27 protein-coding genes and 1 pseudogene are annotated in these 25366 nt (G+C 72.7%); 14 read left to right on the top strand and 14 right to left on the bottom strand.

The features are described from left to right. Nucleotides 1-139 precede the first annotated feature (139 nt). From ACIP5W_RS16085 to ACIP5W_RS16095, 3 genes are all read left to right on the top strand, one after another. Nucleotides 140-2311 carry a phosphotransferase gene (locus ACIP5W_RS16085; RefSeq protein WP_401472798.1) on the top strand — a complete coding sequence of 724 codons (2172 nt, stop codon included), beginning with the start codon at nt 140-142 and terminating at the stop codon, nt 2309-2311. Nucleotides 2312-2341: 30 nt separating this feature from the next. Continuing rightward, nucleotides 2342-2959, top strand: a complete 618-nt coding sequence (locus tag ACIP5W_RS16090) for a TetR family transcriptional regulator (RefSeq protein WP_401472801.1) — start codon at nt 2342-2344, stop codon at nt 2957-2959. A 71-nt stretch (nt 2960-3030) separates the two neighbouring features. Further along, the gene (locus ACIP5W_RS16095) at nt 3031-5073 is read left to right on the top strand and encodes a HelD family protein (RefSeq protein ID WP_401472804.1); all 2043 of its coding nucleotides are present in this window, start codon (nt 3031-3033) and stop codon (nt 5071-5073) included. Between the two features lie 111 nt (nt 5074-5184). Here the strand turns inward: ACIP5W_RS16095 and ACIP5W_RS16100 are convergent, their stop codons facing one another. Then, nucleotides 5185-6027 carry a GNAT family N-acetyltransferase gene (locus ACIP5W_RS16100; RefSeq protein WP_401472806.1) on the bottom strand — a complete coding sequence of 281 codons (843 nt, stop codon included), beginning with the start codon at nt 6025-6027 and terminating at the stop codon, nt 5185-5187. A 44-nt stretch (nt 6028-6071) separates the two neighbouring features. Here ACIP5W_RS16100 and ACIP5W_RS16105 point away from each other — a divergent pair, with 44 nt between their 5' ends. From ACIP5W_RS16105 to ACIP5W_RS16130, 6 genes and pseudogenes are all read left to right on the top strand, one after another. Continuing rightward, nucleotides 6072-6293, top strand: coding sequence for a type II toxin-antitoxin system VapB family antitoxin (locus tag ACIP5W_RS16105; protein WP_401473312.1), 222 nt, complete (start codon nt 6072-6074; stop codon nt 6291-6293). Nucleotides 6294-6633: 340 nt separating this feature from the next. Next, the gene (locus ACIP5W_RS16110; protein ID WP_401472809.1) at nt 6634-7371 is read left to right on the top strand and encodes a class I SAM-dependent methyltransferase; all 738 of its coding nucleotides are present in this window, start codon (nt 6634-6636) and stop codon (nt 7369-7371) included. Between the two features lie 153 nt (nt 7372-7524). Further along, nucleotides 7525-7893 (top strand): annotated as a pseudogene (locus ACIP5W_RS16115) (FAD-dependent oxidoreductase); the annotation flags it as partial. A 383-nt stretch (nt 7894-8276) separates the two neighbouring features. Beyond that, the gene (locus ACIP5W_RS16120; RefSeq protein ID WP_401472812.1) at nt 8277-8729 is read left to right on the top strand and encodes a helix-turn-helix domain-containing protein; all 453 of its coding nucleotides are present in this window, start codon (nt 8277-8279) and stop codon (nt 8727-8729) included. 89 nt (nt 8730-8818) lie between these two features. Next, on the top strand, nt 8819-9496 hold the full coding sequence (locus ACIP5W_RS16125; RefSeq protein ID WP_401472814.1) for a hypothetical protein: 678 nt from the start codon (nt 8819-8821) through the stop codon (nt 9494-9496). A gap of 161 nt (nt 9497-9657) precedes the next feature. Then, complete coding sequence (locus ACIP5W_RS16130; RefSeq protein WP_398096701.1) at nt 9658-9996, top strand: DUF2516 family protein; 339 nt, start codon at nt 9658-9660, stop codon at nt 9994-9996. A gap of 74 nt (nt 9997-10070) precedes the next feature. Here ACIP5W_RS16130 and ACIP5W_RS16135 read toward each other — a convergent pair whose 3' ends face one another. From ACIP5W_RS16135 to ACIP5W_RS16145, 3 genes are all read right to left on the bottom strand, one after another. Continuing rightward, nucleotides 10071-11438, bottom strand: a complete 1368-nt coding sequence (locus ACIP5W_RS16135) for a PP2C family protein-serine/threonine phosphatase (protein WP_401472817.1) — start codon at nt 11436-11438, stop codon at nt 10071-10073. Between the two features lie 389 nt (nt 11439-11827). Then, the gene (locus ACIP5W_RS16140; protein ID WP_401472820.1) at nt 11828-12916 is read right to left on the bottom strand and encodes an NlpC/P60 family protein; all 1089 of its coding nucleotides are present in this window, start codon (nt 12914-12916) and stop codon (nt 11828-11830) included. 554 nt (nt 12917-13470) lie between these two features. Beyond that, the gene (locus tag ACIP5W_RS16145; RefSeq protein ID WP_401472823.1) at nt 13471-14262 is read right to left on the bottom strand and encodes a class I SAM-dependent methyltransferase; all 792 of its coding nucleotides are present in this window, start codon (nt 14260-14262) and stop codon (nt 13471-13473) included. 288 nt (nt 14263-14550) lie between these two features. Between ACIP5W_RS16145 and mshA the strand changes: the two genes are divergently transcribed. From mshA to ACIP5W_RS16160, 3 genes are all read left to right on the top strand, one after another. Further along, nucleotides 14551-15888 (top strand): D-inositol-3-phosphate glycosyltransferase, encoded by a 1338-nt coding sequence (gene mshA / locus ACIP5W_RS16150; protein WP_401472826.1) that lies wholly within the window; start codon nt 14551-14553, stop codon nt 15886-15888. Then, nucleotides 15881-16414 carry a YbjN domain-containing protein gene (locus tag ACIP5W_RS16155; protein ID WP_401472829.1) on the top strand — a complete coding sequence of 178 codons (534 nt, stop codon included), beginning with the start codon at nt 15881-15883 and terminating at the stop codon, nt 16412-16414. The genes mshA and ACIP5W_RS16155 overlap by 8 nt, the downstream gene beginning before the upstream one ends. Nucleotides 16415-16513: 99 nt before the next feature. Beyond that, the gene (locus tag ACIP5W_RS16160) at nt 16514-16747 is read left to right on the top strand and encodes a hypothetical protein (protein ID WP_401472832.1); all 234 of its coding nucleotides are present in this window, start codon (nt 16514-16516) and stop codon (nt 16745-16747) included. Nucleotides 16748-16959: 212 nt separating this feature from the next. On the opposite strand, the gene ACIP5W_RS16165 is transcribed toward ACIP5W_RS16160, so the two are convergent. Next, nucleotides 16960-17811: an AraC family transcriptional regulator gene (locus ACIP5W_RS16165; protein WP_401472835.1), complete on the bottom strand. Its 852-nt coding sequence runs from the start codon at nt 17809-17811 to the stop codon at nt 16960-16962. 49 nt (nt 17812-17860) lie between these two features. Between ACIP5W_RS16165 and ACIP5W_RS16170 the strand changes: the two genes are divergently transcribed. Then, complete coding sequence (locus tag ACIP5W_RS16170; protein WP_401472837.1) at nt 17861-18286, top strand: DUF2000 family protein; 426 nt, start codon at nt 17861-17863, stop codon at nt 18284-18286. 73 nt (nt 18287-18359) lie between these two features. On the opposite strand, the gene ACIP5W_RS16175 is transcribed toward ACIP5W_RS16170, so the two are convergent. Beyond that, complete coding sequence (locus ACIP5W_RS16175) at nt 18360-19775, bottom strand: MDR family MFS transporter (protein ID WP_401472840.1); 1416 nt, start codon at nt 19773-19775, stop codon at nt 18360-18362. Nucleotides 19776-19936: 161 nt separating this feature from the next. On the opposite strand from ACIP5W_RS16175, the gene ACIP5W_RS16180 reads away from it, so the two are divergent. After that, a complete protein-coding gene (locus ACIP5W_RS16180; protein WP_363086845.1) occupies nt 19937-20698 on the top strand; it encodes a phosphoglyceromutase in 762 nt (253 codons plus the stop codon). A gap of 80 nt (nt 20699-20778) precedes the next feature. Here the strand turns inward: ACIP5W_RS16180 and ACIP5W_RS16185 are convergent, their stop codons facing one another. From ACIP5W_RS16185 to ACIP5W_RS16220, 8 genes are all read right to left on the bottom strand, one after another. Next, entirely contained in the window at nt 20779-21072 is a 294-nt protein-coding gene (locus tag ACIP5W_RS16185; RefSeq protein ID WP_401472843.1) for a ribosomal protein L7/L12, read from the bottom strand. 14 nt (nt 21073-21086) lie between these two features. Next, a complete protein-coding gene (locus tag ACIP5W_RS16190; protein ID WP_401472846.1) occupies nt 21087-22325 on the bottom strand; it encodes a tyrosine-type recombinase/integrase in 1239 nt (412 codons plus the stop codon). Next, the gene (locus ACIP5W_RS16195; protein WP_401472849.1) at nt 22325-22564 is read right to left on the bottom strand and encodes a helix-turn-helix domain-containing protein; all 240 of its coding nucleotides are present in this window, start codon (nt 22562-22564) and stop codon (nt 22325-22327) included. The genes ACIP5W_RS16190 and ACIP5W_RS16195 overlap by 1 nt, the downstream gene beginning before the upstream one ends. Continuing rightward, on the bottom strand, nt 22557-23843 hold the full coding sequence (locus ACIP5W_RS16200) for a replication initiator (RefSeq protein WP_401473315.1): 1287 nt from the start codon (nt 23841-23843) through the stop codon (nt 22557-22559). The genes ACIP5W_RS16195 and ACIP5W_RS16200 overlap by 8 nt, the downstream gene beginning before the upstream one ends. 159 nt (nt 23844-24002) lie before the next feature. After that, nucleotides 24003-24248: a SpdD protein gene (locus tag ACIP5W_RS16205; RefSeq protein WP_401472852.1), complete on the bottom strand. Its 246-nt coding sequence runs from the start codon at nt 24246-24248 to the stop codon at nt 24003-24005. Between the two features lie 25 nt (nt 24249-24273). Then, complete coding sequence (locus ACIP5W_RS16210) at nt 24274-24468, bottom strand: hypothetical protein (RefSeq protein WP_359061766.1); 195 nt, start codon at nt 24466-24468, stop codon at nt 24274-24276. A gap of 16 nt (nt 24469-24484) precedes the next feature. Then, a complete protein-coding gene (locus ACIP5W_RS16215) occupies nt 24485-24676 on the bottom strand; it encodes a mobile element transfer protein (RefSeq protein ID WP_401472855.1) in 192 nt (63 codons plus the stop codon). Nucleotides 24677-24687: 11 nt separating this feature from the next. Further along, complete coding sequence (locus ACIP5W_RS16220) at nt 24688-25299, bottom strand: DUF2637 domain-containing protein (protein ID WP_401472858.1); 612 nt, start codon at nt 25297-25299, stop codon at nt 24688-24690. Nucleotides 25300-25366 lie beyond the last annotated feature (67 nt).

Here is a 25366-nt window from a genome sequence, read left to right on the forward strand (position 1 = left end):
CGGACGGCCGGCCCGGCGCGGACGAAGGGCGGACCACCCGTTCGGCTACTTCCCCGTCGCTCCCGGTCGTTCGGCGCCCCGTCCGGCGCTTAACGTTTGCCGTACCCATCCGATCGAGTGTGAGCAACCGGAGCGGCCAGTGGTCGAGCCCTTCGTTCCCCGTGACCTGCTCGGGGTTCGACCCGCCGGTGACCGGTCCGACGCCCTGCTCCGGCGGTTCGTCGCGGTCGCCGAGTCCACTCCCGCGACCAGCGGACACCACAACCGGAACCATGTGCTGCCCCTGACGGAGGACGTGGCGGCGCTGCTGGGCCGGCCGGCCGGAACACCGGTGACCGTGCGGATCCCGCGCGCCGGCGCCCTGCCGGTGGTGATCAGGACCTGGCGGGACGAGGCCGCGATCCTCGACGCGGTCCACGACGTCCTGCCCCACGTGCCCGAATGCCTGGTCAGGCGGCCGGGCTTCGCCCTCCACAGCTATGTGGAGGGTGTTCCGCTCTCCGCCGTCTGCGGGAACGGCAAGCCCGTCGACGCCCTGCTGATAGAGGCACTGGCCGAACTGCTGTGCCGGATGACCGAGGTGCGCCGGTCCGCGCTGCCGCCCCTGCCGGCCGACTGGCCCGGCAACCACACCGACAGCCAGGGCTTCCTGAAGTCCCTCGCCCACCTCGCCGACCGGCAGATCCGCCGCCCCAACTGGGAGCGGTTCGGCGGCCTCTTCAAGGCCCTCGGCATCCCCGAGGACGCCCTGCCGGCCCTCGCCGACCGGATCCCCCCGATGGCGCGGCGGCCGTACAGCCTGCTCCACGCCGACCTGCACCGGGACAACCTGATCATGTCCTACGACGGCTCCCCGCCGCTCGTCTGCGTCGACTGGGAACTGGCCACCTACGGCGACCCCCTGCACGAACTCGCCACCCACCTGGTGCGGATGCGCTACCCGGACAGCCAGTGGCCGGAGGTGGTGGAGGCGTGGGCGCGCGCCATGGGCCGCCACCGCCCGGCCGCGGTCAACGGCCTCGCCAAGGACCTGCGGCACTACCTCGACTTCGAACGGGCGCAGTCGGTCTACCCGGACGTCATGCGGGCCGCGCGCGCGGTCCAGGACACCTTCACCCAGCAGAGTCTGGACGAGGTGACGGCCGAGGTGGGCCGGGCCCTGGAGGCGGCGGCAGAACCGCTGCGGCTGCGCAGCGTGCCCGCCCGCGGGGAGATCGAGGGTGCCCTCTTCCGCTGGCTGGCGTCACGCGGCGACGTCAGCGGCCGGTCCTGGGCGGCGAAGGCCTACGACTGGCGGCCGGACCCGCGCCTGCCCGAGCGTGACGTCTTCCCGGCGTCCGCGGTCCGCGAGGCCCTGCTGGCCGAGGGCGCCGCTCCGGCCGACCGCGTCTTCAAGGGCACCGCCCACCTCAACTCGGTGGTCTGGGCCGGGAACCTGGGCGCCCCCGTCGTCGTACGGCGCAAGCTGCCCGACGTCACACGGCGCGAGCCCAGTTACCTGAGCGAGCACGCCGTCCTGGAGGCCATCCAGCGGTCCGGAGCGAAGGTCGCCGCGCCCCGGGTGCTCGCCCTGGGCGAGAGCTACCCGAACGAGCCGTTCGCGATCCACACCTACGTCGGCCCGCCCCGGCACCCGGTCAACGGCCTGCTCCCGCACGAGGCGGACGCCCTCGTCGACCAGCTCTGCGAGCTGACCAAGGTGGACCACGGCCTGGTCGAGCCCGACGCCGACCAGGTCGACTTCCACCGCTGGCTCACCGAACAGCTGGTCGGTCTGGTGCGCAGCCTGCCGAAGGAGTCCCTCCGACTCGCCCGGACGCTCGGTCTGCCCGACGACACCCGGCTGCGGCAGCTCCTGTCCCGGCACCGGCTGAGCCGCCGCGAGCCCGCCCTGCTGCACGGCGACCTCAACCCGTGGAACCTGGTGCGGCGCGAAGACCGGCTGGCGCTGACCCTCATCGACTGGGAGATGGCCCTCGTCGGCGACCCCCTGTACGACCTGGTCCGGCACATGCACCTGACCCCGACCAGGCCGGAGATCCGGGAACGCATGTTCTCGCGCTGGGAGCGGAAGCTGCCCGGCACCTGCACGAGGGACTGGCGCGCCGACTGGCGGGTCTACCGGTGGATCGAGATCGTCCGCTCGGCCTACATCGACCTCGACCGGCTGCGGACCGGCACCGGCCTGGACGCCCCCAACGTCCGCCGCGCCGTCGACTCCTACGCCGACACCCTGGCCGCCGCGACCGCCTCCCTGGGCCTGCCCGTGCCGGCCACGGCAAACCCCTTCCTGGCCCGGGCGCTGGCGTAGGCCCGCTCCGTCCGGTCGTAGGCTCGGCCCATGAGCGAGAGCGGGCTGCGCGAGCGCAAGAGGCGGCGGATGTACCAGGCGGTGTCGGACATCGCCGTCCGGCTCTTCGTCGAGCGGGGCTTCGAGGCGGTGTCCGTCGCGGAGGTCGCCGCCGCGGCCGAGATCTCCAAGCCGACGCTGTTCCGGTACTTCCCGGCGAAGGAGGACCTCGTCCTGCACCGGTTCGCCGACCACGAGCGGGAGGCGGCCGAGGCGGTCGCCGCGGGGCGGGTGGAAGGGGTCGCGCCGCTGACCGCCCTGCGCCGGAACTTCCTCGCCGGGATCGCCGCGTCCGACCCGATCACCGGCGTCAGCGACCACCCCGAGGTGCGTTCCTTCTGCGCCCTCCTCTACGGCACTCCGGCCCTGGTCGCCCGTCTCCACGCCTACCTGGAGCGGTCGGAGGCCGCGCTGGCGGAGGTCCTCGGCGACGATCTGGACGCGCGGCTCGCGGCGGGGCAGATCGTCGCCGTCCGGCGGATCCTCGCCCAGGAGAACTGGCGGCGGATCGAGGCGGGGGAGACGGCGGCCGACGTGCGGCCGGTGGCGCTGGCGGCGGCGGAGCGGGCGTTCGCGGCGCTGGAGGCGGGGCTTCCGGCGCTGGCATGAGGCTCGAAGGACACCTGTAGAACTCGGTAAGAAATTTAACTCGGTAACGATATTCGGGTAGTCTCGCCCGCATGACGTCACCCGACCCCGCCCCCGAGGACCCGGCCGACCTCCTCCGCGACTCCCTCCTGCAAGAACGCGCCCACCACGACGCCTGCCGCGCCGCGCTCGCCGCGATGCGCGCGGACGCCGGCCTGCGGGTCCTCACCGGCGAGGACGTCTCCGCCTCCGGTGCCGACGCCGAGGTCCTCGGACACCGGTTGCGCAGCCAGGCCAAGGCCCTGCACGAACTGCCCGACGGCCCTCTCTTCTTCGGCCGGCTCGACTTCGCCGAGGAGACCGGCGGAGAACACGCCGGCCTCGCCCACCACATCGGCCGGGTCCGCATCGGCGAGCACCCGGCCGTCCCGCCCCTCGTCGTCGACTGGCGCGCGCCCGTCTCCCGCGCCTTCTACCGGGCGAGCGTCCGCGACCCGCAGGGCGTCGCCGTCCGCCGCCGGTTCGGCTGGGCGCCGGGCAGCCGGGGCGACTCCGCCGACCTCACCGGCATGGAGGACGAACACCTCGGCCGCGGCGAGTCCCGGCACAGCGACCTCGTCGCCCGCGAGATCGAACGGCCGCGCGTCGGCCCGATGCGGGACATCGCCGCCACCATCCAGCCCGAGCAGGACGACCTGGTCCGCGGCGAGCCGTCCGCGTCGGTGTGTGTCCAGGGCGCCCCCGGCACCGGCAAGACGGCGGTGGGCCTGCACCGGGCCGCCTACCTCCTCTACACCCACCCGCAGCGGATCCGCCGGGGCGGACTGCTCGTCCTCGGCCCCCACCGCACCTTCCTCTCCTACATCGCCGAGGTGCTGCCCTCCCTCGGCGAGACCGGCGTACGGCAGTCGACGCTGTCCGACGAGATCGCCCGCCACCCGGTCACCGGCACGGACCCCGCCCCGACGGCCGCCGTCAAGCACGACGCCCGCATGGCGCAGGTGCTGCGCCGTGCCCTCTACGGCAGGGTGACCGCCGCCGCGGACGACCTCACCGTGGCGGACGGCTCCGCCCGCCTGCGGGTCACCGGTGCGGAGATCGCGCGGATCGTGACGGACGTGCTCGCGGAGGAGCCGCCGTACGACGTGGGGCGCGAGCGGGTGCGCAGCCGGATCGCACGGCGCCTGCTGGAACGTGCCGAACGGCACGGCGGGCCCCGCCCGGCCTCCTGGCTGCGCCGCACCGAACGGTCCCGTCCGGTGGCCGCGTGCCTGGACGCCGTGTGGCCCGGGGTGCGGCCCGAGGAGGTCGTCGCCGCACTCCTCGGCGACCCGGCCGAACTGGCGCGGGCCGCGGACGGCCTGCTGGACCCCAAAGAGCGGGAGGCCCTGCGCTGGGCCCGCCCGCCACGCTCGTACCGCTCCGCGCGCTGGTCGGCCGCCGACCTCGTCCTCCTCGACGAGGTGGCCGGCCTGCTGGCCCGGCCGCAGGGGTACGGCCATGTCGTCGTCGACGAGGCGCAGGACCTGTCCCCTATGGAGTGCCGGGCCATCGCCCGCCGGGTGCCGTTCGGTTCCCTGACCGTCCTCGGCGACCTGGCGCAGGGCACCACCCCGTGGGCGGCGCGTTCCTGGCGCGTCCAACTCGCCCATCTCGGCAAGCCCGACGCGAGCGTGGTCCCGCTGACCACCGGCTTCCGCGTCCCCGGCGCGGTCCTCGCCCTCGCCAACCGCCTGCTCACCCGTCTCGACACCGACGTGCCGCCCGCCCGCTCCCTGCGCCGCGACGGCGAACTCCGCGTCCGGCGGGCCGACGGCGACCTCACCGCCGCGGTCGTCTCGGCCGTACGCGACGCCCTCACGCACGAGGGCTCCGTCGGCGTCGTCACCGCGGACACGGACACCGCCCGCATCCGCCACGCCCTCACCACGGCCGGCCTCGACACCGACCCCCGCCTGACCGTCGTCCCGGCGACCCTGGTGAAGGGCCTGGAGTACGACCACGTCGTCGCCGTCGAACCCGCGGCCGTCGCGGCGGCCGAACCACGCGGCCTGAACCGCCTGTACGTCGTCCTGACCCGAGCGGTCTCCCGCCTGGACGTCGTACACGCGGAAGGGCTTCCCTGGGAGGGGTGAGGGGCGACGCCTGCCGGCCCGCTCCCGCGTTGCTGCACCGGATGGTCCCTCAAAGGGGCCTGGCGAAGGACGACTTCGAAACGGTGGCGGCCTGGCTGTCGCGGGCGCCGGTCAGGAGAAGTCGTACACCGTGAAGTCGGTGACCGGGACGTAACCCAGGCGCTGGTAGAGGGCGTTGCTGGTGGGGTTGGCGGCGTTCGTGTACAGCACGACCTCCTCGGCGCCCGCGGCGAGCGCGGCGCGGCTGACCTCGGCGGTCACGGCGCCCGCGTAGCCCCGGCCGCGCAGGAGGGCCGGGGTGTGGACGGGGTCCACCCGCGCCTGGCCGCCGACGGTCGGGTTCACGCCCGCCATGGAGACGGGCGTGCCGTCCGGGGTCTCCCAGAAGGTGTAGCGCTTCTCGGCGAAGCGGGTGCCGGCCCACGACCCGGCGTCGACGGTGACGTCCTCGCCCACGTCCGCGGCGAACTCGCGGCACCAGCGCACGATGTCCTCGTGGTCACGCTCCCCCGCGAGCCGGGCCCGGCCCGCCGGCATCGGCTCCGGCGGGGTGAGCGTGCCGAGGCGGTGGAGGCGGAGCCGCACCCGGACCGTCGGCGTCGCGCCCGTGTGCCGCCGCCAGGCCTCGGCGAACGCCGTGGCGGTGCCGTCGTCCGCGGTGACCCACGGGAGGGAGTGCCCGAGGGCGGCCAGGTGGGCGGCGAGCGTGTCCGCCTGCCCGGGAGTGAGGGAGGTGACGCTCAGACCGCGGGACGGGAAACGGAAGAAGGTCGCCTCGACCTCGCCCCCTCGCTCCAGCCGGCCGAACACCACGCCTTCGGTGCGTTGCGTCCGCAGTTTCTCGGTCACCGACAGCGGCGTGGTGTGCAGGGCGGGGCGCGAGCGCAGGAAGTCTCCGGCGCGGGCGAGGAATTCATCGACGTCTTCGGTGAGACGCCAGTCATCGGTGCGCATGCCCCATCCTTGCGCGGCCCACCGACAGCGGCCGGATCACCCGGCTGCGACCCGGCAGGACCGACCTCGATGACGATGTGCTGGAGAAGGCCATGCGTGTCGCCGGGGGCGGCACCAAGAAAGACGTGGTCGATGCCGCTCTTCGCGGGTACGCCGAACGCCATGGGCGGGCCGCGCTCGTGGCCAAGCACTTCCACGCCGCCCAGCAGTGGGACTACGAGGGCTGGCAGCAGCGCCGCGTCGAGGACGAGCAGGGCGGCGTGTGATCCACTGCCTGCTCGACTCCTCGGGGCCGTGGAGCCTCCTGCGCGAGGAGCGTTTGAGGGACGCGTGGTGGGAGACCACCACCCTCCGGGCCATCGGGTCGTGCGCAGCCCAGTGCGCTCTCGCCGAGAAGGGGGCCCTCGGTGCGGCCGGGCCGCTCGACCTGATCATCTGCGCGACCGCCGTGCATCATGGACCGATCGTCGTGCACGACGACGCCGATTTCGTCACCGTGCCCGCTTCCTGCCCGACGTCAGCGAGCGGAACGTGCGCAACGCTCCAGGTCTCCAGCACCCCCGATCGACGAGGTGGGCGACTCGGCGACTCCCTACGATCGGCCGCATGACTGACGAGTGCTTCGGGCATCCACGGCTGGCCGCGATCCACGACCCGCTCGACCCCGATCGCGGCGATCTCGACGCGTACGTCCGGATGACGGAAGAGTTCGGGGCGCGTCGGGTGCTGGACATCGGCTGCGGGACAGGCGTGTTCGCACTCCTGCTGGCTGAACGCGGGATCGAGGTTGTCGGCGTCGATCCCGCCAGGGCGTCCGTCGACGTGGCCCGGGGCAAGCCGGGCGGCGAGCGGGTGCGCTGGATCTGTGGCGATGCGACCGCACTCCCGCCGCTGCGGGTCGACCTGGCGACCATGACGGCGAACGTCGCCCAGCAGATCGTCGATCCGCGGGCGTGGCGGGAGACCCTGCGCGGCACGTACGAAGCACTGCGGCCCGGCGGCCGTCTGGTGTTCGAGACCCGGGACCCGGCCGGGCGCGCCTGGGAGGAGTGGAACCGCGAAGCCTCGTACCGCGTGACGGAGATCCCGGGTGTCGGCGCCGTCGAGAGCTGGGTCCAGGTGATCGAGGTGAGTGAGCCGCTGGTGACGTTCCGCTGGACCTACGTGTTCGCTGCGGACGGGCAGGTGCTGACGTCTGACTCCACCTTGCGCTTCCGCGAGCGGCGGGAGGTCGAGACGGAGCTGATCGCGCGGGGCTATGAGGTGGAGGGCGTTCGCGACGCGCCCGACAGGCCGGGCAAGGAGTTCGTCTTCGTCGCGCGACGCCCACAGGCCGGCCCCTGACAGACCGCGCCGCGCAGCTCGATCGGGACTCGATCACATCGCCGGGCAGATCCAGCGGGATGGGCTTGATCCGCTTTGGCGGACATCCGAGATCAGGGGGTTCAGCCCCGGGAGGACGTTCATCACGGGGAGCAGGGGGAGCAGGGGGAGCAGGACGGCTGGGCCGCTCCCGTCCTCGGCCTCCTCCGCCACGGCACCGCTTTCGTCCACCGCCCGCTTTACGCACTGCCCGTGTCCCACACCTGGACCCACGCCTTCGGGGTGACGCTCCTGGGCGACGCCGCCCGTCTGATGCCCCCCTTGGGGGCGGGCGCGAACCTCGCGATGCTGGAAGGCGCCGAACTCGCCGAGTCCGTCGCCACCGGCCCTGAGCACTTGGACGAGACCGTCCGCGCCTTCGAGGAACAGATGTGGGCACGGGCCGCCAGGTGGGCGAAGATCACGACGGCCGGTCTGGAACGCCTCGTGAGCCCGGACCCCGCCGAAGCCCTCGCCCTCTTCGACCAGGTCCAGCCGTCCTGACCGCCAAGCGGGGGGCGCCGGCACCGACAGCTCGCCACGGCTTCACGGGACGGTACGGCACCGCCGCGGTCCCTTCCGGCACAACCACCGTCGGACGAAGGCACGGACGCCCGCACTGAGCGCACCTCAACCCGCCACCGCCACTGGCCCGATCCTCCTCGCGGGACGGTGGGGCGACTCGCTGCACAGGTCGTCCGGGACCCGTTCGCTTCACACCGCAGACCCGGCGGGAAACCGCAGAGCGACACCGCAGAGCGACACCGTAGAGGTACATGGGGGTGGACAGGGGCCGTTGAGCGGACCGGGTGGTCTTCGGCGTGGCGTGGCGCACTTTTGCAAGCGGGTGCTTGCAATTGTTAGCGACAGTGGGGCACTGTGGAGGCATGGCATCGCTCAACGTCGGCAATCTCGGTGAGTACCTGCGCGAGCAGCGGCGAAACGCCCAGCTCTCGCTGCGGCAGCTCGCCGACGCCGCCGGGGTGTCCAATCCGTACCTGAGCCAGATCGAGCGCGGGCTGCGCAAGCCGAGCGCGGAGGTGCTGCAGCAGGTCGCCAAGGCGCTGCGGATCTCCGCCGAGACGTTGTACGTCCGGGCCGGCATCCTCGATGCCGAGCGCGACCGGGACGACGTCGAGACGCGGGCCGTCCTCCTCGCCGATCCCGCGTTGACCGGGCAGCAGAAGCAGGTGCTGCTGCAGATCTACGAGTCCTTCCGCAAGGAGAACGGGTTCGCGGGCGGCGACGGCGCGGTGGACGCCCAGCACGGTGAGGACGTCGTACCGGGCACCCGCACGGTCGGCGGCACCGACACCGATCCGCAGCAGACGGCCGGTTGACCGGTCCAGGGGACCGGCCGCCCGACTGCGGACCCGCACCAACCGACATCGACGAACGCGACGAACGCGAATACGGGAGGACCATCACCATGGCCATCAACGACGACCTGCGCAAGACCCTCAGCGACCCCACCCCGTTCTACTTCGCCGCCGGCACCGCCGACCTGGCCCTCAAGCAGGCGAAGAAGGTTCCGGGCCTGGTGGAGCAGCTGCGCACCGAGGCGCCCGCCCGCTTCGAGGCCGTCCGCAACACCGACCCCAAGGTCGTCCAGGAGCGGGCCGCCGCCCGCGCCAAGGAAGCGAGCGCCAAGGCGAAGGAGGCGCAGGAGACCTTCCAGACGAAGGTCACCGAGTTCATCTCCTCCCTCGACGGCGACCTCAAGAAGCTCGGCACCACACTCGACGCCGACCTGAAGAAGCTCGGCGAGTCCGCCCAGGACATCGCGCTGCGCGGCGTCGGCGTCGCCGCCGAGTACGCCGTCAAGGCCCGGGAGACCTACGAGAAGGTCGCCGAGCACGGCGAGCAGGCCGTGAAGACCTGGCGCGGCGAGGCCGCGGAGGACATCGAGGAACTGGCCATCGTGGTCGAGGGCAGGAACGAGCCGGTGACCGAGCCGAAGCCCGGGCCGGTCGCGGTCAAGGACGAGCCGAAGCCCGCCGCGGCCGCCATGGCCGACGTGGACGCCGCGGCGAAGAAGACCCCCGCCAAGAAGGCCCCGGCCGCCCGCAGGACCACCGCGAAGAAGACGACGCCCCCGGCCAGGTGAGACCGGCGGCCGACACGCGGTGCGGACACGGAGACGGCGACGGGCCGGGCACTCTGACGGTGCCCGGCTCGTTGTCCGGGTAGCGCGAGCACGGTTGCGGGTACGGTGACCGCGTAAGGACGAGCGATGTCGTGCCGAGTCGGGTGGTGGACGTAGTGCTGATGCAAGGTTTCGCCGGGTTCATGTCTTTGCTGAGCCTTGCCCTGATCGTGTTCAGCGGCTTCGCCCTGTTCGACGCGGCGATCCGCCGCGAGGACGGCTACCGGGCCGCCGACAAGCAGACCAAGCCGTTCTGGATGATCATCCTCGGGATCGCCTTCGTGGTGAACCTGATCTTTCCCATCCTGTCGTTCCTGCCGATCATCGGCCTGATCGCGACCATCGTGTACATGGTCGACGTCCGGCCCGCCCTGCGTTCCCTGCCGGGCGGCGGCCGCAGCCGCCGGGGCGGCGGCTCCAGCAGCGACGGACCGTACGGGCCGTACAACGGCGGACGCTAGGCCCCGTCGCCACCTGCCGTAAAGGCCGGCGATGAGCACCTGCCGTGGCACGGCAGGCATCGAGGCCTGCCGCGCTACGGCAGCCGGTCCAGCAGGACCACCGCCACGTCGTCCGTCAGCTCGCCGCCGTTGAGGTCGCGGACCTCGTTGACCGCGGACCGCAGCAGATCCTCGCCGCGCAGCCCCGCCGCGAGCTGGCGGCGGATCATCTCCACCATGCCGTCCTGGCCCAGCCGCTCCCGGCCGTCGCCGACGCGTCCCTCTATCAGGCCGTCCGTGTAGAGCATCAGGCTCCACTCCGCGCCCAGCTCGACCTGCATGCGCGGCCAGCGGGCGCCCGGCAGCAGCCCGAGCGCCGGGCCGTTGTTGTCGTACGGCAGCAGCCGGGCCGGCTGGTCGGGACGGGCGATCAGCGGCGCCGGGTGCCCGGCCAGGCACAGTCCGGCGCGTCGGCCGTCGGGCGCGATGTCCACCGTGCACAGCGTCGCGAAGATCTCGTCGTCGTCGCGCTCGTGCTCCAGCACCTGCTGCAGCGTGTTCAGCAGTTCGTCGCCGCACAGTCCGGCCAGCGTCAGCGCCCGCCAGGCGATCCGCAGTTCCACGCCGAGCGCCGCCTCGTCCGGGCCGTGCCCGCAGACGTCGCCGATCATCGCGTGGACGGTGCCGTCCGGGGTGCGGACGGTGTCGTAGAAGTCGCCGCCCAGCAGCGCGCGTGAGCGGCCGGGGCGGTAGCGGGCGGCGAAGCGCAGCGGGGAGCCCTCCAGCAGGGGCGTGGGCAGCAGACCCCGCTCCAGGCGGGCGTTCTCCTGCGCGCGCAGTTTGCCCTCGGCGAGCCGCCGCTCGGCGGAGTCCGACCGCTTGCGCTCCACGGCGTACCGGATGGCACGGCTCAGCAGCCGCCCGTCCAGCTCGTCGCGGAACAGGTAGTCCTGGGCGCCGACGCGCACCGCCTCCGCGCCGCGCTCGGCGTCACCGGACGCGGTGAGCGCGAGGACGGCGTGCCGGGGCGCCAGCTCCAGGACGTGCCGGAGTACGGCCAGCTCGTCGTCGTCGGCGGCGCGGCCGGGTGCCGGCAGGGCGAGGTCCAGCAGGATGCAGTGGACGTCGTCGGTGAGCAGCCGTCCGGCCTCGGTGAGGTTGCGGGCGGTGCGCACCCGGATCGGCTTGCCGGCCGAGTCGAGCAGGTCGGGCACGATCGGGGCGGCCGTGGGGTCGTCCTCGATGAGCAGCAGTGTGAGGTTGGTGTGGCCGGGGCTCGCTCCGTGCGGGACGCCGTCGCCGGGTGCGGCGTTGTGCTCGACCTTCGCTTCCTCGCGATCGTCGGTCCGGTCGTCCGTGCGCGGGTCCACCTCCGGGGTGGGGCTCCCGCCTGCGGGCGCGGCCTGCGCCTGACCACACTCCGCGGCCGGGATCGCTCTCTGCCGCGGTACGGGTACGGGCATCGTTTCGGGTTCCTTCCCTCCCCCCGAGGGCATGGCGGGGACGAGGGACCTCGACCCACCGACGGGGACCATAGCGGCAGAAGGCGCCGCAGCGGAATGGTGCAGGGCACGTCGCTTGACCTCTGGCCAATGTCATATGCCGCGATCCGTACCGCAGTTGGGCAGGCCGGTACGGGGACCGGGATGACGAAGGTCACGTCCGTGGGGGGTTTGGCGCCGGGGGGACGTGCCGTGGGTCACGTGGCCACGGTCACGCGGGCGGGGACGGGGTTCCGGCGACCGGCCGGTGCCGTGTCCGGGCCTCGCCCGGTGCCTCGTTCGGGTCCGGCCCGGTGCCTTGCCGGGCGCCTCGTGTCGGTGCCCCCGCGCGTCACCCTTTGGCCGGCGTTCTACGCGTCGGGCCGCACCACTCCGAGGATCGGCATCGAACCCGCTCCCGCGAGGGTGACCGTCCGGCCGGGGCGCGGGGCGTGGACGATCATGCCGTCGCCGACGTACATCCCGACATGGCTGGCGTCGTCGAAGTAGATGATGAGGTCGCCGGGTCGCATGTCCTTCACGGCGACCCGCTTCAGCTGCCGCCACTGCTCCTGCGAGGTGCGCGGAACGGCGACGCCGGCGCCGGCCCAGGCCCGGGAGGTCAGGCCGGAGCAGTCGAAGGAGTCCGGACCCTCCGCGCCCCACACGTACGGCTTGCCGATCTGCGCGGTGGCGTACCGGACGGCCCTCGTGCCCTGCGCGGTGCCCTCGCCGGCGGTGACGCCGTCGAGCACCCCGGTGTCCAGCCAGGCGGTCTGAGCCCTCTGCGCGGCCTGCTCCTGGAGGCGGGCGAGGCGCTCCTTCTCCTCCTTCTCCAGCTCCGACTCGAGCTTCTCGGCCGCCGCGATCTGCTTCTCGATCTTCTTCTGGGCGGCGGCTTTGGCCTTGCGCTGGGCCTCCAACTTCTGCCACTGGGCGGAGGCGTCCTTGGTGTACTGCTCCAGATCCTCCTGGGTGCGCGTCAGTTCGCCGAGCAGGCCCTCGGTGGCGCGCTGACCCTGGATCACCCGGCCCGCACCGTCGAGGAACTCGCCCGGATCGTCGCTGAGCAGCAGCTGCGCCTCGTCGGGCAGACCACCGCCGCGGTACTGGGAGCGGGCCGCGGCACCGGCGCGATTCTTCAGGTCGGCCAGCTTCTCGCGGCCCTCGACGATCTTCTTCGCCAGTTCGACCAGCTCCGCGGACTGCTTCTTCGCCTGCTCCTCGGTCGCGTTGTAGGCGTCGGTGGCGACGGCGGCGTCGTGGTAGAGGGTGTCGAGCTTCTCGCGGACCGCCTCGAGATCCTCGTTGGTCGCGGGCGGCGGGGTCAGGTCGGGGGCGGTCGTCGGTGCCGGGGTGGGGCTCGGACTCGCGAACGCCGTGCCCGGCACCGCCAGGACGGTGACCGCGCACACCACGGTCACGGCCGTCGCGAGCAGTCCGCGCTTGCCCGTACGCATAACGTCCCCCAAAAACTGATTTACCGTCAGTAACTTACGGTCGCCCGGGGGATCGTGCCACGCTGCGACGGAAAACGACAGAGGCAGTACTTCCCCGGCCTCCTCCGGCGTCCCTCCGGCACGACGATCTCCCCGCTTTTGTGACGAACGCCTCACGGGGATCGTTCCCGGGGTGGGCCGAGGGTGGGCCGGAGGTGGGTCGGAGGTGCGGCGGCCGGGGTGCCGGAGGCTGACGAGGGGTCACCGGGGGAGTTCCGTCCGGCGCCGTCCGGGTTCCGCCCCGGATGCGACGACGGGCCGCGCGTGAGATCCCGTCGTGCCCCCGTCACGATCCCTGTCGTGACCCCCGTCCTGCTCCCGGTCGCGGTTCCCGTGTGCTAGGGCGTGTTTCGAAAGTGGCGTCGTCTGCCCGAAGGGCAGGCCCGGCGGCGTCTGGTGCGTGCGATCGCAAGGCGGAGGGTCGCCCCGATACTGGTTGTATCGGGGTGATCCCGACAACGCGGCGAGCGTGCGTGCCAGACGCCGCCGGGCAGACGGGACTTTCGAAACACGCCCTAGCCGCGCGGCGCCAACGCCTCCCACGCCACGGTCACCTCTCCCTGCCGCCACCGCACCGGCCCGTCCGTCACAGGCCAGTCGGCGGTCAGGGCCCGCGCCGTGCGGATCCACCGCTGGCGGGCGCCGTAGGAGGCGTAGGGGGCGGCCGCGGCCCAGGCGCGGTCGAAGTCGCGCAGGAAGGCGTGCACGGGTTCGCCGGGCACATTGCGGTGGATCAGCGCCTTCGGGAGCCGTTCCGCCAGGTCCGAGGGCCGCTCCAGGGATCCCAGCCGGGTCGCGAAGGTGACCGTGCGCGGCCCCTCCGGTCCGAGGGCGACCCACACGTGCCGCCGCCCGATCTCGTCGCACGTCCCCTCGACGAGCAGCCCGCCCCGGCACCCGCTCGCGGGGTCGGCGGGGGCGAGCCGGGAGCGCAGCCGCTCCCAGACCGCGGCGACCTCGTCCTCGTCGTACTGGCGCAGCACGTTCGCGGCGCGGATGAGGTGCGGCGGCCGTGCCACCGGGACCTCGAAGCCGCCGTGCCGGAAGACGAGCCCCTCGCGCTCGTACGGCTTCGCCGCGGTGACCCGGGCCGGTTCGATCTCGACGCCCACCACGCGCGTGCGCGGTGCGACGGAGCGCAGCCGGGACAGCAGCTCGACGGCCGTCCAGGGCGCGGCGCCGTAGCCGAGGTCGACGGCCACGGGATCGTCGGCGCGGCGCAGCTCGGGGCCGTGGACCGCGGTGATCCAGCGGTCCATGCGGCGCAGCCGGTTGGGGTTGGTGGTCCCGCGCGTGACCGTGCCCACGACGGGGGTCCCCCCGCTCGAGCGAAGCCGAGAGCGGGGGAGGGACGGCGTGCGGGGAGGCATGCCCACGAGGGTATGCGGTACCCGGCGGGGGAAGCCCCACCGGCCGCCCGCACCCCGGACGCCTCCCGCTGTCGAACGGTTGAGCGATGAACGGTAACGGCCAGGCAAAAACCACCCGGCAGTACATCCGTACGGAATGGGACCACCTCGCTCCGGCGTTGCAACCCCTTGGAGGGCGCCCCACACCCTCCGTCCGGCATGCCCGCAGCAAGGAGGAAACGCCACGTGAGCCAGTACGTCAGCAGGCTCGGGCGTCGCTCTTCGGCGGCCCCCTCACGACTGCGGCTGCACCGCCGCCCCCGGCGTGTCGCCATGCTCTCCGTGCACACCTCGCCCCTCCACCAGCCCGGCACCGGCGACGCCGGCGGCATGAACGTATACATCGTGGAGCTGGCGCAGCGCCTCGCCGCGATCAACATCGAGGTCGAGATCTTCACCCGCGCCACCACCGGCGGCCTCCCGCCCACCGTCGAGCTGGCGCCGGGAGTCCTCGTCCGGCACATCGACGCCGGCCCCTACGAGGGCCTCGCCAAGGAGGAGCTGCCCGCGCAGCTGTGCGCCTTCACGCACGGCGTGATGCAGGCCTGGGCCGGACACCGCCCCGGCCACTACGACCTCGTCCACTCGCACTACTGGCTCTCCGGCCACGTCGGCTGGCTCGCCGCCCAGCGCTGGGGCACGCCCCTGGTGCACGCCATGCACACCATGGCCAAGGTCAAGAACGCCAGCCTCGCCGACGGCGACACCCCCGAGCCCGCCGCCCGCGTCATCGGCGAGATGCAGATCGTCGCCGCCGCCGACCGTCTCATCGCCAACACGGCGGAGGAGGCCGGCGAACTCGCCCGGCACTACGGCGCCGACCCCGGCAAGGTCGCCGTCGTCCACCCCGGCGTCAACCTCGACCGTTTCCGCCCGGCCGACGGCCGGGCCGCCGCCCGCGCCCGCCTGGGCCTCCCGCAGGACGCCCTGGTCCCGCTCTTCGCCGGCCGCATCCAGCCCCTCAAGGCCCCCGACGTGCTGCTGCGCGCCGTCGCCGTCCTCCTCGACCAGCGTCCCGACCTGCGGTCGAAGCTGGTCGTACCGGTCGTCGGCGGCCCCAGCGGCAGCGGCCTCGCCAAACCGGAGGGCCTGCAGAAGCTGGCCGCGCGGCTCGGCATCTCCGACGTCGTGCGGTTCCGTCCGCCCGTCGGACAGGATCAGCTCGCCGACTGGTTCCGGGCCGCGTCCGTGCTCGTCGTGCCGTCCTACAGCGAGTCGTTCGGGCTGGTCGCCATAGAGGCGCAGGCCACCGGCACACCGGTGCTCGCGGCCTCGGTCGGTGGGCTGCCGGTGGCCGTCCGCGACGGTGAGACCGGCTTCCTGGTGCGGGGCCACGAACCGGCCCACTACGCGCGCGTGCTCGCCGAAATCGCCGACCACCCCGAACTGCCCGCCCGCATGGGCGCGGCAGCCGCCCGGCACGCCCAGTCCTTCGGCTGGGACACCGCGGCCGCCGCGACCGCCGACGTCTACACGGCCGCCGTACAGTCCCACCGCCGTCACGTACGCTCCCAGCATGGGTGACGCCAGCACGAGTGATGCCAGCAGGAGCGATGCCGAGAAGACGGCCGCGCGAGTCATCGAGGACGTCCTGAAGGACGCCGAGCTGGAGTGGGAGAGCCCCGGTCCCGGCAGCTACGTCGTCCAGCTCCCCGGCACCCGCAAACTGAGGACGACCGTCTCCCTCATCGTCGGCCGCCACTCCCTGTCGCTGAACGCCTTCGTCATCCGCCACCCCGACGAGAACGAGGCGGGTGTGCACCGCTGGCTCCTGGAGCGCAACCTCAAGCTGTACGGCGTGAGTTACGCCGTCGACCCCCTCGGCGACGTCTACGTCACCGCCCGCCTGCCCCTCGCCACGGTCACCCCCGAGGAGACCGACAGGCTCCTCGGCCAGGTCCTGGAGGCCGCCGACGGCGCCTTCAACACCCTGCTGGAGCTGGGTTTCGCCTCCGCGATCCGCAAGGAGTACGCCTGGCGCGTCTCCCGCGGCGAGTCCACCCGCAACCTGGACGCGTTCCGCAACCTGACGCAACGACCCTCCGAATAGCACCCTTGTGACCTGCTGCCAGCTCTGACCTGGTGTCAGCTCTGACCTTCTGCCAGCCTGCCGCGACCCGATCCCCACCGGAGAAGGACGAGGTCACGCATGCGCGCAGGCAGATCCACCACCGTGGCCGCGGTCGCGGGAGCGCTCGCCCTGACGGCGTTGGCCGCACCGGCCGCGCAGGCGGCGGACACCGGCATCACGGTGCCCGGCGTGGTCGTCAACGGCGGCAGGCCCATCGTCGTCGGCACCACCAAGGAGGCCACCCCGGTCTCGGCCACCGCCTCGATTCCCACGGCGACGCCACGACCTGGAAAGCCGCGTCCCACGCGATGATCCGGGTCCCGGAGGACGACGTCCAGAACCAGGAGTACGTCACCGGTCTCGGCACCGCCCAGGTCGAGCGCGCCGCCAAGGCCACCGCCAACGCCTAACCGGAACCGGTCGTCAAGGGCAAGACGCTCACCGTCACCGGCCGTCCCACGCGCGCGGACCGGGGCAAGCACGCCTGCGTCGGCCACGACCGGCGGCGCCTCGGCGGCCGGCGACTACGCCGACGTCAGGTAGCCGCCACTGGGGCCGGGGGTGGCCGAGGCACCGTACCGTCCCGGTGTCACCCCCACCAACCTGCGGAAGTGCCGGGTGAGATGAGCCTGGTCGTAGAAGCCCGCGGCCACCGCGACCTCACCCGGCGGCAGCCCGTCGAGCAGCAGCCGGCGGGCCCGGTCCACCCTGCGGGCGGTCAGGTACTGGTGCGGCGCGATGCCGTACGCCCCGCTGAACGCCCGCACCAGATGCGCCGGATGCGCCTGGAGCAGCCCGGCCGCCGTGCCGAGCGTCAGCCCCTCCGCCACGCGCGCGTCGAGCAGTTCCCGCAGCCGGCGCGCCAGCACGGGATCGCGGAACGGCGGCCGTACGGCCCGGCCGGGCCGCAGCAGGCCGCGCAGCCGCTCGCCGACGAACGTCAGCCGGCTGTCCGCCTCCAGTTCGTCACCGGGCCGCGACAGCGCGCCGTGCAGCTGGCCCACCCGCCGCCGCAGCACCGGATCCCGCAGATCGGGCCCGTCCACGGCCGGCCCGATCAGCTCCTCGCCGAGCACGCTCGCGTCCAGGTACAGCACCCGCTTGCGGAAGCCGTCCGGGGTGGCGGCGGAACCGTTGTGCGGCACGTGCGGCGGCAGCAGCGACACGGTGTCGTGCGGGGTGCCGTGCTCATGCCGGTCGAGGTCGTACCGTACGGCCCCGTCGTCGACGATGAGCAGCGTCCACGCCTCGTGCACGTGCATCGGATAGGCGTAGCCGGTGAAGTGGGCGTGGAAGACCTCCACGACACCCGGGACCTGCGGGCGCCAGGCGGAGACGTCGGCGGTCGGCTGCCGGGCCGGGCGGGAAGCGGCCATGCAAAGAACGTACAAGACGCCTCCGCGCGCCGTACGGCAGTCTCAGGGCATGAGCACTGAACCGTTCCGCTTCGACACGAAGATCGCCGTCCTGCTGCGCGAGGACCTGGAGACCTGGCAGCGCCTGAACGTCACCGCGTTCCTGGTCAGCGGCCTGGGCACGGAGGCGCCCGAGGTCGTCGGGGAGCCGTACGAGGACGCGGACGGCGTCCCCTACCTGCCCATGTTCCGCCAGCCCGTGCTGGTCTTCGAGGGCACCAAGGAGACCCTGACGGCGGCCCACGCGCGCGTGCTCTCCCGGTCCCTCCCGCGCGCGGTGTTCACCGGCGACCTCTTCACCACCGGCAACGACCGCGACAACCGGGCGGCGGTACGGGCCGTGCCGACGGGCGCGCTGGATCTGGTGGGCCTGGCGGTGTACGGGCCGCGGAACGCGGTGGACAAGGTGCTGAAGGGAGCGCGGATGCATCCGTGAGGGAGGAGGGAGGCGGCCGGGGCGGCGCGGGGCGGCGTGGGGGCGGGGCTCGGGGCCGGGGGAGGGGCGCCGCTCAGGCGGTGCTGGTGGCTTCCGCCGGGGGCGCGGCGGGGCTCTCGGCTGCGGTCCCGGGCCCGGCGGCGCGTCCGGCCGCAGGGCGGGCGGGGCGCTCGGACCCGGGCCGGGCGGTGCGGTCGGCCGAGGGCTCGGACCCGGCCGTGCGCTCGGTCACGGGCCCCTCCGCCGACCCCTCCGCGGGCAGGCGCCGCATCAGCACCGCGTACCCGACACCCGCCAACGTCCCGACGACCGCGCACAGTCCCCACAGCCACTCCGCGCCGTACCGGTCGATGACGACACCGGACATCAGCGGGGCGACGAGCGAGGCCACCGCCCACGACATGGTGTACATGCCCTGGTAGCGGCCGCGTCCGTGGACGGGGGAGAGGCGGACGACGAGCCCGGTCTGGGTCGGCGCGTTGACGATCTCGGCAAGCGTCCACACGCAGACGGTGAGCGCGAACACGCCGACCGATCCCGCGAAGGCGGTGAGCCCGAAGCCGTATCCCGCGAGCACGGACGAGACCACCAGCAGCCGGCCCGGATCACGGTGCTGGATGAAGCGGGTGACGGGGATCTGGAGGGCGACGATCAGGACGCCGTTGACGGCGATCGCCATGCCGTAGTCGGCCGGGGTGAAGCCGGCCGCGCCCATGGCCACCGGCAGGCCGATCGCGCCCTGCTGGAAGATGAACGCGACCAGGAACGACAGCCCGACCACCCCCATGAACCGCCGGTCGCGCAGTACGGTCCCCAGCCCGACGGCCTCCTCCGGCGCGCCCTTGCCGCCCGCACCGCCCTCGCGGCCCGCGCCCCGCTGCTCCGGCCGTGACTCGGGCAGCTTCAGGAAGACGACGATCGCGCAGGCCAGGGTCATCCCGGCCTCGATCAGGAAGCCGGCCAGATAACTGAACTCGGCGATGAACCCGGCACCCATGGACGAGATCGCGAAGCCGAGGTTGATGGCCCAGTAGTTCAAGGAGAACGCCCGGACCCGGTCCTCGGGCCGCACGATGTCGGCCATCATCGCCTGCACGGCGGGCCGGGATGCGTTGGAGGCCATGCCGACGAGGAAGGCGACGCCGGCGATGGCGAGCGGGTGGTGCACGAAGCCGAGAGCCGCCACGGACAGCGCGGTGGCGGTCTGCGCGACGAGCATCGTGGGACGCCGCCCCAGCCGGTCGGCCATGACGCCGCCGCCGAGGGACGAGACGACCCCGCCCAGCCCGTGCAGCGCGGCGACGAGACCGGCGTACGAGGCGGAGTAGCCGCGGTCGAGGGTGAGATACAGCGCCATGAAGGTGGCGACGAAGGCGCCGAGCCGGTTCACGAGGGTGCTGATCCACAGCCACCAGAACTCGCGGGGCAACCCGGAGACCGTCTCCCGGGCGGCACGCCGGAAGGATCTGACGGAGACGACGGACGACATGACGGATCCCCCGGGTGTAAGCGGCGCAGGCGGTTCCTAGAACTTACGAGGGGCCCGGTTCCGGCGACCACTCAATTAACAGATCCCGTCAACTGTCCGCCGGCTGTCCGCTCCTCGGGCGGGGGCACCGGCCCCCAAAACCTTGGATTACGCTCATAGCCATGGCCGACGCACCGTACAAGCTGATCCTCCTCCGCCACGGCGAGAGCGAGTGGAACGCGAAGAACCTGTTCACCGGCTGGGTGGACGTCAACCTCAACGAGAAGGGCGAGAAGGAGGCGGTCCGCGGCGGTGAGCTGCTCAAGGACGCCGGCCTGCTCCCCGACGTGGTCCACACGTCCCTCCAGAAGCGCGCGATCCGCACCGCACAGCTGGCCCTCGAGGCCGCCGACCGCCACTGGATCCCGGTCCACCGCTCCTGGCGCCTGAACGAGCGTCACTACGGCGCCCTCCAGGGCAAGGACAAGGCCCAGACGCTCGCCGAGTTCGGCGAGGAGCAGTTCATGCTCTGGCGCCGCTCGTACGACACCCCGCCCCCGCCGCTGGACCGCGACGCCGAGTACTCCCAGTTCGACGACGCCCGCTACGCGACCCTGCCGCCGGAGCTGCGCCCCCGTACGGAGTGCCTGAAGGACGTCGTCGTCCGCATGCTCCCGTACTGGTTCGACGCCATCGTCCCCGACCTCCTCACCGGCCGCACGGTCCTGGTCGCCGCCCACGGCAACAGCCTGCGCGCCCTGGTCAAGCACCTGGACGGCATCTCCGACGCCGACATCGCGGGCCTGAACATCCCCACGGGCATCCCCCTGTCCTATGAACTGGACGCCGACTTCAAGCCGCTCACCCCGGGCGGCACCTACCTCGACCCCGAGGCGGCCGCAGCGGCCATCGAGGCGGTCAAGAACCAGGGCAAGAAGAAGTAACGCGACGCCGGTAAGCCCCCGACCTGCGAGTTTCTCGCGGGGCGGGGGCTTTTTGGTGGGGCTGGGCCGTCTCTGGGCCGTCAGGGCGATGGGGCCATGTCTCCGGGCTCCGGCTCCTGTCTCCACTCCGCTCTGGCGCCGGCGCTCTGAAGCACAGCGACAGTGGACTGAGCCCTGTACGCAGACAGCCCCTCAAGGAGGGTGACGGGCACTTGGCGTGCCAGCACTCGGCTGTGCCACAAGCTCAGTCCGGTCACCTTTCGCACGGCTCGGATCACATCCATCTCGCGGGGCCCGCAGTCGATGAGCACCACCTCGTGGGACGGGTCGTCGCAGAGCAGCGTGTAGTACTCGGGGGACTCTTCGTCGGACATCTCGCCCTCCTGCCTCAGCGAACGGGAGCGTATGCGCCCTCGAAGACGGCAGCCACGGCTTTTCGGGTGCGCTCCTGGCTTGACGGCATGAGGTGCGCGTACACGCGGAGCGTCAGGCCCGGGTCCGAGTGGCCGAGGTACTCGGCGAGGGCCTTGACGTTCTCCCCGGCGTCCAGCAGCACCGAGGCGTAGAAGTGGCGCAGGGCATGCATGCCGTTCTCGCGTGACTCGGCGTACGGCTTACCCGGATTCCGCTCGGGGATCACCCCAGCCGAGGCAAGAGCGCGCTTCCACGCCTCCTCGTTGAGGGACGTCCGCCAGACGTGACCGCCGCGCGGCCCGGTGAAGATCAGTCGCTTGGTCACCGGAGGCCCGTCGGCCACCTTCCACGGCAACGTGACGTCGACCGGCGGGAACCGCTTCATGTGGTCCCGGAGGGCATCGGCGACCGGGCGGGGGAGAGGCACGTCCCGCAGCTTGCCGCCCTTGGGCGGGGCGAAAACGGGTTTGCTGCGGCTCAGCTTGAGCTGCTGGACCACGTGCAGCGTGTCCGACGCGAAGTCGATCGCGTCGACGGCCACGCCGAGGATCTCGCCCTGTCGCAGCCCGCAGCCGCCGCCCAGGTCGACCATGGCCCGGAACCGCTCGGGCATGCCGGCCCGCACGGCGAAGACCCGTTCCGGAGTCCAGGGGACGACGCGCCTGTCATCGACGGTCGGCGGCCGGACGGAGCGAGCGGCACACGGGTTCCGCGGAAGGTGCCCGTCGTCCACGGCCGCACTCAGGACGGCACGGACGTTGGAGTAGATGGTGCGGGCGTAAGAGCCGCGGATGCCGTTCTCGCTCAGCTGCCGCACCCAGTCGCGGATGTGCGCGGGCTGGAAGGAACCGAGCGGGCGCGATCCCAGGTACGGGAACGCGTGCAGCCGAAGCTGTGACTCCATCGAAGCCTGGGTGTTCGGGTCGGGCGCGTGAGTCACCCACTTCTCCGCGTACTGCTGGAACGTGATCCGAGCCGCACGCGGGTCGATGTACTGCCCGCGCGCCATGTCCGCCTCGGTCTGTGCCAGCCACTGATCAGCAAGACGCTTCTGCCGGTCGGGGAAGCTCTTGGACTTCTCCGTGCCGTCCGGGCCGACGTACCGCGCGCGGTAGCGGGCGCCCGAGCCATAGCGGTCGCTCTTCACTCGGCGGGTCTTGCCGTCCGGACCGACCTCGGTCTTGTACCAGCGGTCTTGGATGTGTCCAGCCATCAGGCAGCCGCCATCTCACGCTGGGAGTCCACCCAGGCCCGCACGTCGTCCGGGTCGAAGCGCAGGTGCCGGCCGGCGCGGAAGCCACGGGGGCCGGTGCGCTTGCGGCGCCACTGGTAGACCGTCTCGACGCTGGGCAGGTCGAAGATCTCCACCAGGTCCTCGGGAGTCAGGTACCGCGCGGGCAGGGGGCGCGGTTCGGTGGCCACGTCGGCCAGGGCGAGGCGTCGGTCAACCACGGGTGGGTTCTCCTTCGGTTCCGGGGGCGGGTTCGAGTGATGCGGCCAGCCAGGCTTCGGTGTCCGAGAGGCCGGTGCCGGCGAAGACCCAGTGGGCGAGGACGTACGTCGTCTCGGGCACGGCGGCGGGGTCGTCCGCTGCGGCTTGTGCTCGTCGCCAGTCGGCGCGGGCGGTGCGGAGGGCGCCGAGGGTGGTGGAGTAGCGGCGGGATTTGGTGGAGAAGTGGCCGCGGAAGCCGAGCATGTGGGCCCAGGCGCGCAGGCGGAGGTGTTCGAGGTCCTTGCGCGCACCGAGGGTCCAAGCGGTGCGGATGAGGCGCCGGGCGTGGTCGCTGATGTCGAGCTGGGCCAGCTCGGCGGCGAACTTCAGCGGGCGGTCCAGAGCTCCCGTCGCGGTCTCGGCGCCCTTGGTGGCGTACTTGGCGATGTACGCAGCTACGGCCCGCTCGGTCAGTTCCCGGCCGCCGTCGAAGTCGGCCGAGCGGATCGTGCGGACGTCGAGCTGACGCCCGAAGGCGAAGGTGTGGGCACGGCCGTCGACGACCGGGCCGTCGACACGGACTTTCGAGGCGGCGGCTCCGATGGCGTCGGTGAGCAGTTCGGCGGTGGCCCAGGCGGGCGGCGGAGTGTCACCGCCGCCGGGGCCGTCGAGGCGTATCACGGCGTGGAAGTGGACGGCACCGCGCCTCTGGTACTCGGCGACCTTGGCGAAGGAGACGCGGGCGTGGTCGCGTAGCTCCCGCTGTGACAGTCCGGCGCGCTTGGCGACCTCGCGGCGGAGGTAGATCGAGAAGCGCCGCCATAGGGCCCCTGCGTGCGCGTTCCACAGGACGGCCGTTTCGTAGTCGTAGCGGTCCGGGTCGAGCGGGGTGCCGAGCGCCTCGTCGTCCTGGTCGTGGCGGGCGCCGCAGCGGCAGGGGCGGCCGTCGGTGCGGCGGTTGTGGACCGCGCCGAAGCCGGGGGCGGTGAAGGTGGCGAAGACGCGCGGGTGGGTGGCGACGTGTTCGGGGGTGCCCTTGCCGCCGCGCAGTCCGGCGGTGATCAGTTGGAAGGTGTCGCGGCGGTAGACCTCGGAGCAGGCCGGGCAGCGGGTGGTGCGGCGGTTGTTGCAGCGGACGAGGAGTTGGCCGGCCGGGAGGTCGGCTGAGTCGAGGTGGCGGAGGACGGACCCGATCTCGCCGGTCGTGGTGTCGACGCCGTACTCGGTGCGGTGGCCGTCGAGGCGGATGGGGCGGGTGCAGCCGCCGAGGCCGGAAAGCTGGCGGAGGATACCGGGCAGGGTGCCGCCTGCGGCGAGATTGCCGAGTTCCCGGAGCGGGGGCGGGGTGGTGCTGGCGAAGATGGCTTCTCTCCTTCTGACGGGCACTTCCGAGGGGGAGGGCCGCCGGGGCGGCGGATGCTTGGCCGTGTCGCGCCGCCCCGGAGGTCTGGCCGCTGGTCAGCGGCGGTGGTGTTCGCGGAGCAGGGAGCGCAGGACCACGGCGGCGATGGCCACGGAGACGGCCGTGACGGCGATGGCGGCCAGGAGCGCGGTGAGGACGACGCCGCCGACGAGTACGGCCGCGACGGCCTTGTGGTCGAGGGAGACCGAGAGCGACGAGCGCTGGACCGGGGCCGGGCTGGTCGGGGCGTGGGTGTGGGCGGGCGGCGGTGTCGGGCTGTCCGGGTACTTGGGCCGGAACACGGCAGGGATCTCCTTATCTACTCGTCTAGTCATGTGAGCCGTTTACGACGTCGACCCCGGTACGCGTGCCGGACTCGATGGCGGGGGCGAGGAAGGTGTGCGAGAGCCAGAAGCCGAAGAGGGCGACCAGGACGACGATCCAGGTACGGACGCCGAGGTACTTGACCGCCGCCCAGGCGAAGAAGCCGAGGACGACGACGAGCGGCAGGTTCAGGGTCACGGGGTGCGGGGTCCTTTCAGCGCACGGGGCAGCGGTGGGTGCGGGCGGCGAGCTCGGCGGCGGCGCGGCTGTCGTAGTCGGCGGAGAAGTTGCAGCGCGGGGCGGTGCAGGCGGCGGTGTGCTTCTCGCGGCCGCGGGGGTCGTAGGCGGTGCCGACCTGGACGGGGCCGATGCGGGTGACGTTGCGGAAGCGGCGGTTGGCGGTCATCGGGACTCCTTTCAGAGACGGGCGGCGATGGCTTCGGCCATGGGCGCCGGAACGCCGAGGCGGGCGCGCAGGGTCGAGACGTCCATGGGGGTGCCGGTGCGGGTGTGGTGCTCGGCGGCGACCTTGCGGGCGTGCTCGATGAGGGCGGTCGGGACCGGGACGGCGGGGCGTTCCGGGGGTGCCTCGATGGCGGGTGGGGCGGGCGGTTGGAGTGCCGTTTCGGGTTCGTCCTCCTGGTCGTCGACGCCGTCGGCCGTCTTGGGGGCCGAGTGGGCGAGGAGCGTTCCGCCGAGGAAGGCGACGGCGGGCCAGCCCGCGACGAGGATGCGCAGCCAGGCCGGGACGTCGCCGAGGTCGAGCAGGCCGGCGGTGGCGACGTTCGCCCCGAGGGACGCGGCGAGGGCGATGACGAACCAGCACCAGGCCGCCGTCCTGGACGTACCGGAGCGCAGTCGGCGCCAGGCGGCGACGAGCAGCAGGTCGACCGAGACGGGATAGGCCCAGGCCTTCCAGCCGTCCTGTCCGGCCGCCACGGCGACGTCGTGGAGGTGGGCGAAGGACAACGCGGCGGCGATGAGTGCTTGTACGAGCACCGCGTCGACGCGGGCCAGGTGGGCGCGCATGGTGCGAATCCTTCCGGGGCCGGGCATGGCGGGGTAGGGACGTGGCGCGAGGCGGTCACGCCGACCG

It is taken from the genome of Streptomyces sp. NPDC088766 (assembly GCF_044750845.1).
In the GTDB taxonomy this organism is placed as follows: domain Bacteria; phylum Actinomycetota; class Actinomycetes; order Streptomycetales; family Streptomycetaceae; genus Streptomyces.

What these genes read in the sequence shown, in the direction of transcription:
- ACIP5W_RS16180 (WP_363086845.1), top strand. Translation starts at nt 19,937, where the DNA reads ATGGCCGACGCACCGTACAAGCTGATCCTCCTCCGCCACGGCGAGAGC.
- ACIP5W_RS16095 (WP_401472804.1), top strand. Translation starts at nt 3,031, where the DNA reads ATGACGTCACCCGACCCCGCCCCCGAGGACCCGGCCGACCTCCTCCGC.
- ACIP5W_RS16090 (WP_401472801.1), top strand. Translation starts at nt 2,342, where the DNA reads ATGAGCGAGAGCGGGCTGCGCGAGCGCAAGAGGCGGCGGATGTACCAG.
- ACIP5W_RS16120 (WP_401472812.1), top strand. Translation starts at nt 8,277, where the DNA reads ATGGCATCGCTCAACGTCGGCAATCTCGGTGAGTACCTGCGCGAGCAG.
- ACIP5W_RS16135 (WP_401472817.1), bottom strand. Translation starts at nt 11,438, where the DNA reads ATGCCCGTACCCGTACCGCGGCAGAGAGCGATCCCGGCCGCGGAGTGT.
- ACIP5W_RS16130 (WP_398096701.1), top strand. Translation starts at nt 9,658, where the DNA reads ATGCAAGGTTTCGCCGGGTTCATGTCTTTGCTGAGCCTTGCCCTGATC.
- ACIP5W_RS16125 (WP_401472814.1), top strand. Translation starts at nt 8,819, where the DNA reads ATGGCCATCAACGACGACCTGCGCAAGACCCTCAGCGACCCCACCCCG.
- ACIP5W_RS16140 (WP_401472820.1), bottom strand. Translation starts at nt 12,916, where the DNA reads ATGCGTACGGGCAAGCGCGGACTGCTCGCGACGGCCGTGACCGTGGTG.
- ACIP5W_RS16100 (WP_401472806.1), bottom strand. Translation starts at nt 6,027, where the DNA reads ATGCGCACCGATGACTGGCGTCTCACCGAAGACGTCGATGAATTCCTC.
- ACIP5W_RS16185 (WP_401472843.1), bottom strand. Translation starts at nt 21,072, where the DNA reads ATGTCCGACGAAGAGTCCCCCGAGTACTACACGCTGCTCTGCGACGAC.
- ACIP5W_RS16155 (WP_401472829.1), top strand. Translation starts at nt 15,881, where the DNA reads ATGGGTGACGCCAGCACGAGTGATGCCAGCAGGAGCGATGCCGAGAAG.
- ACIP5W_RS16215 (WP_401472855.1), bottom strand. Translation starts at nt 24,676, where the DNA reads ATGACCGCCAACCGCCGCTTCCGCAACGTCACCCGCATCGGCCCCGTC.
- ACIP5W_RS16220 (WP_401472858.1), bottom strand. Translation starts at nt 25,299, where the DNA reads ATGCGCGCCCACCTGGCCCGCGTCGACGCGGTGCTCGTACAAGCACTC.
- ACIP5W_RS16190 (WP_401472846.1), bottom strand. Translation starts at nt 22,325, where the DNA reads ATGGCTGGACACATCCAAGACCGCTGGTACAAGACCGAGGTCGGTCCG.
- ACIP5W_RS16110 (WP_401472809.1), top strand. Translation starts at nt 6,634, where the DNA reads ATGACTGACGAGTGCTTCGGGCATCCACGGCTGGCCGCGATCCACGAC.
- ACIP5W_RS16175 (WP_401472840.1), bottom strand. Translation starts at nt 19,775, where the DNA reads ATGTCGTCCGTCGTCTCCGTCAGATCCTTCCGGCGTGCCGCCCGGGAG.
- ACIP5W_RS16170 (WP_401472837.1), top strand. Translation starts at nt 17,861, where the DNA reads ATGAGCACTGAACCGTTCCGCTTCGACACGAAGATCGCCGTCCTGCTG.
- ACIP5W_RS16165 (WP_401472835.1), bottom strand. Translation starts at nt 17,811, where the DNA reads ATGGCCGCTTCCCGCCCGGCCCGGCAGCCGACCGCCGACGTCTCCGCC.
- ACIP5W_RS16160 (WP_401472832.1), top strand. Translation starts at nt 16,514, where the DNA reads ATGCGCGCAGGCAGATCCACCACCGTGGCCGCGGTCGCGGGAGCGCTC.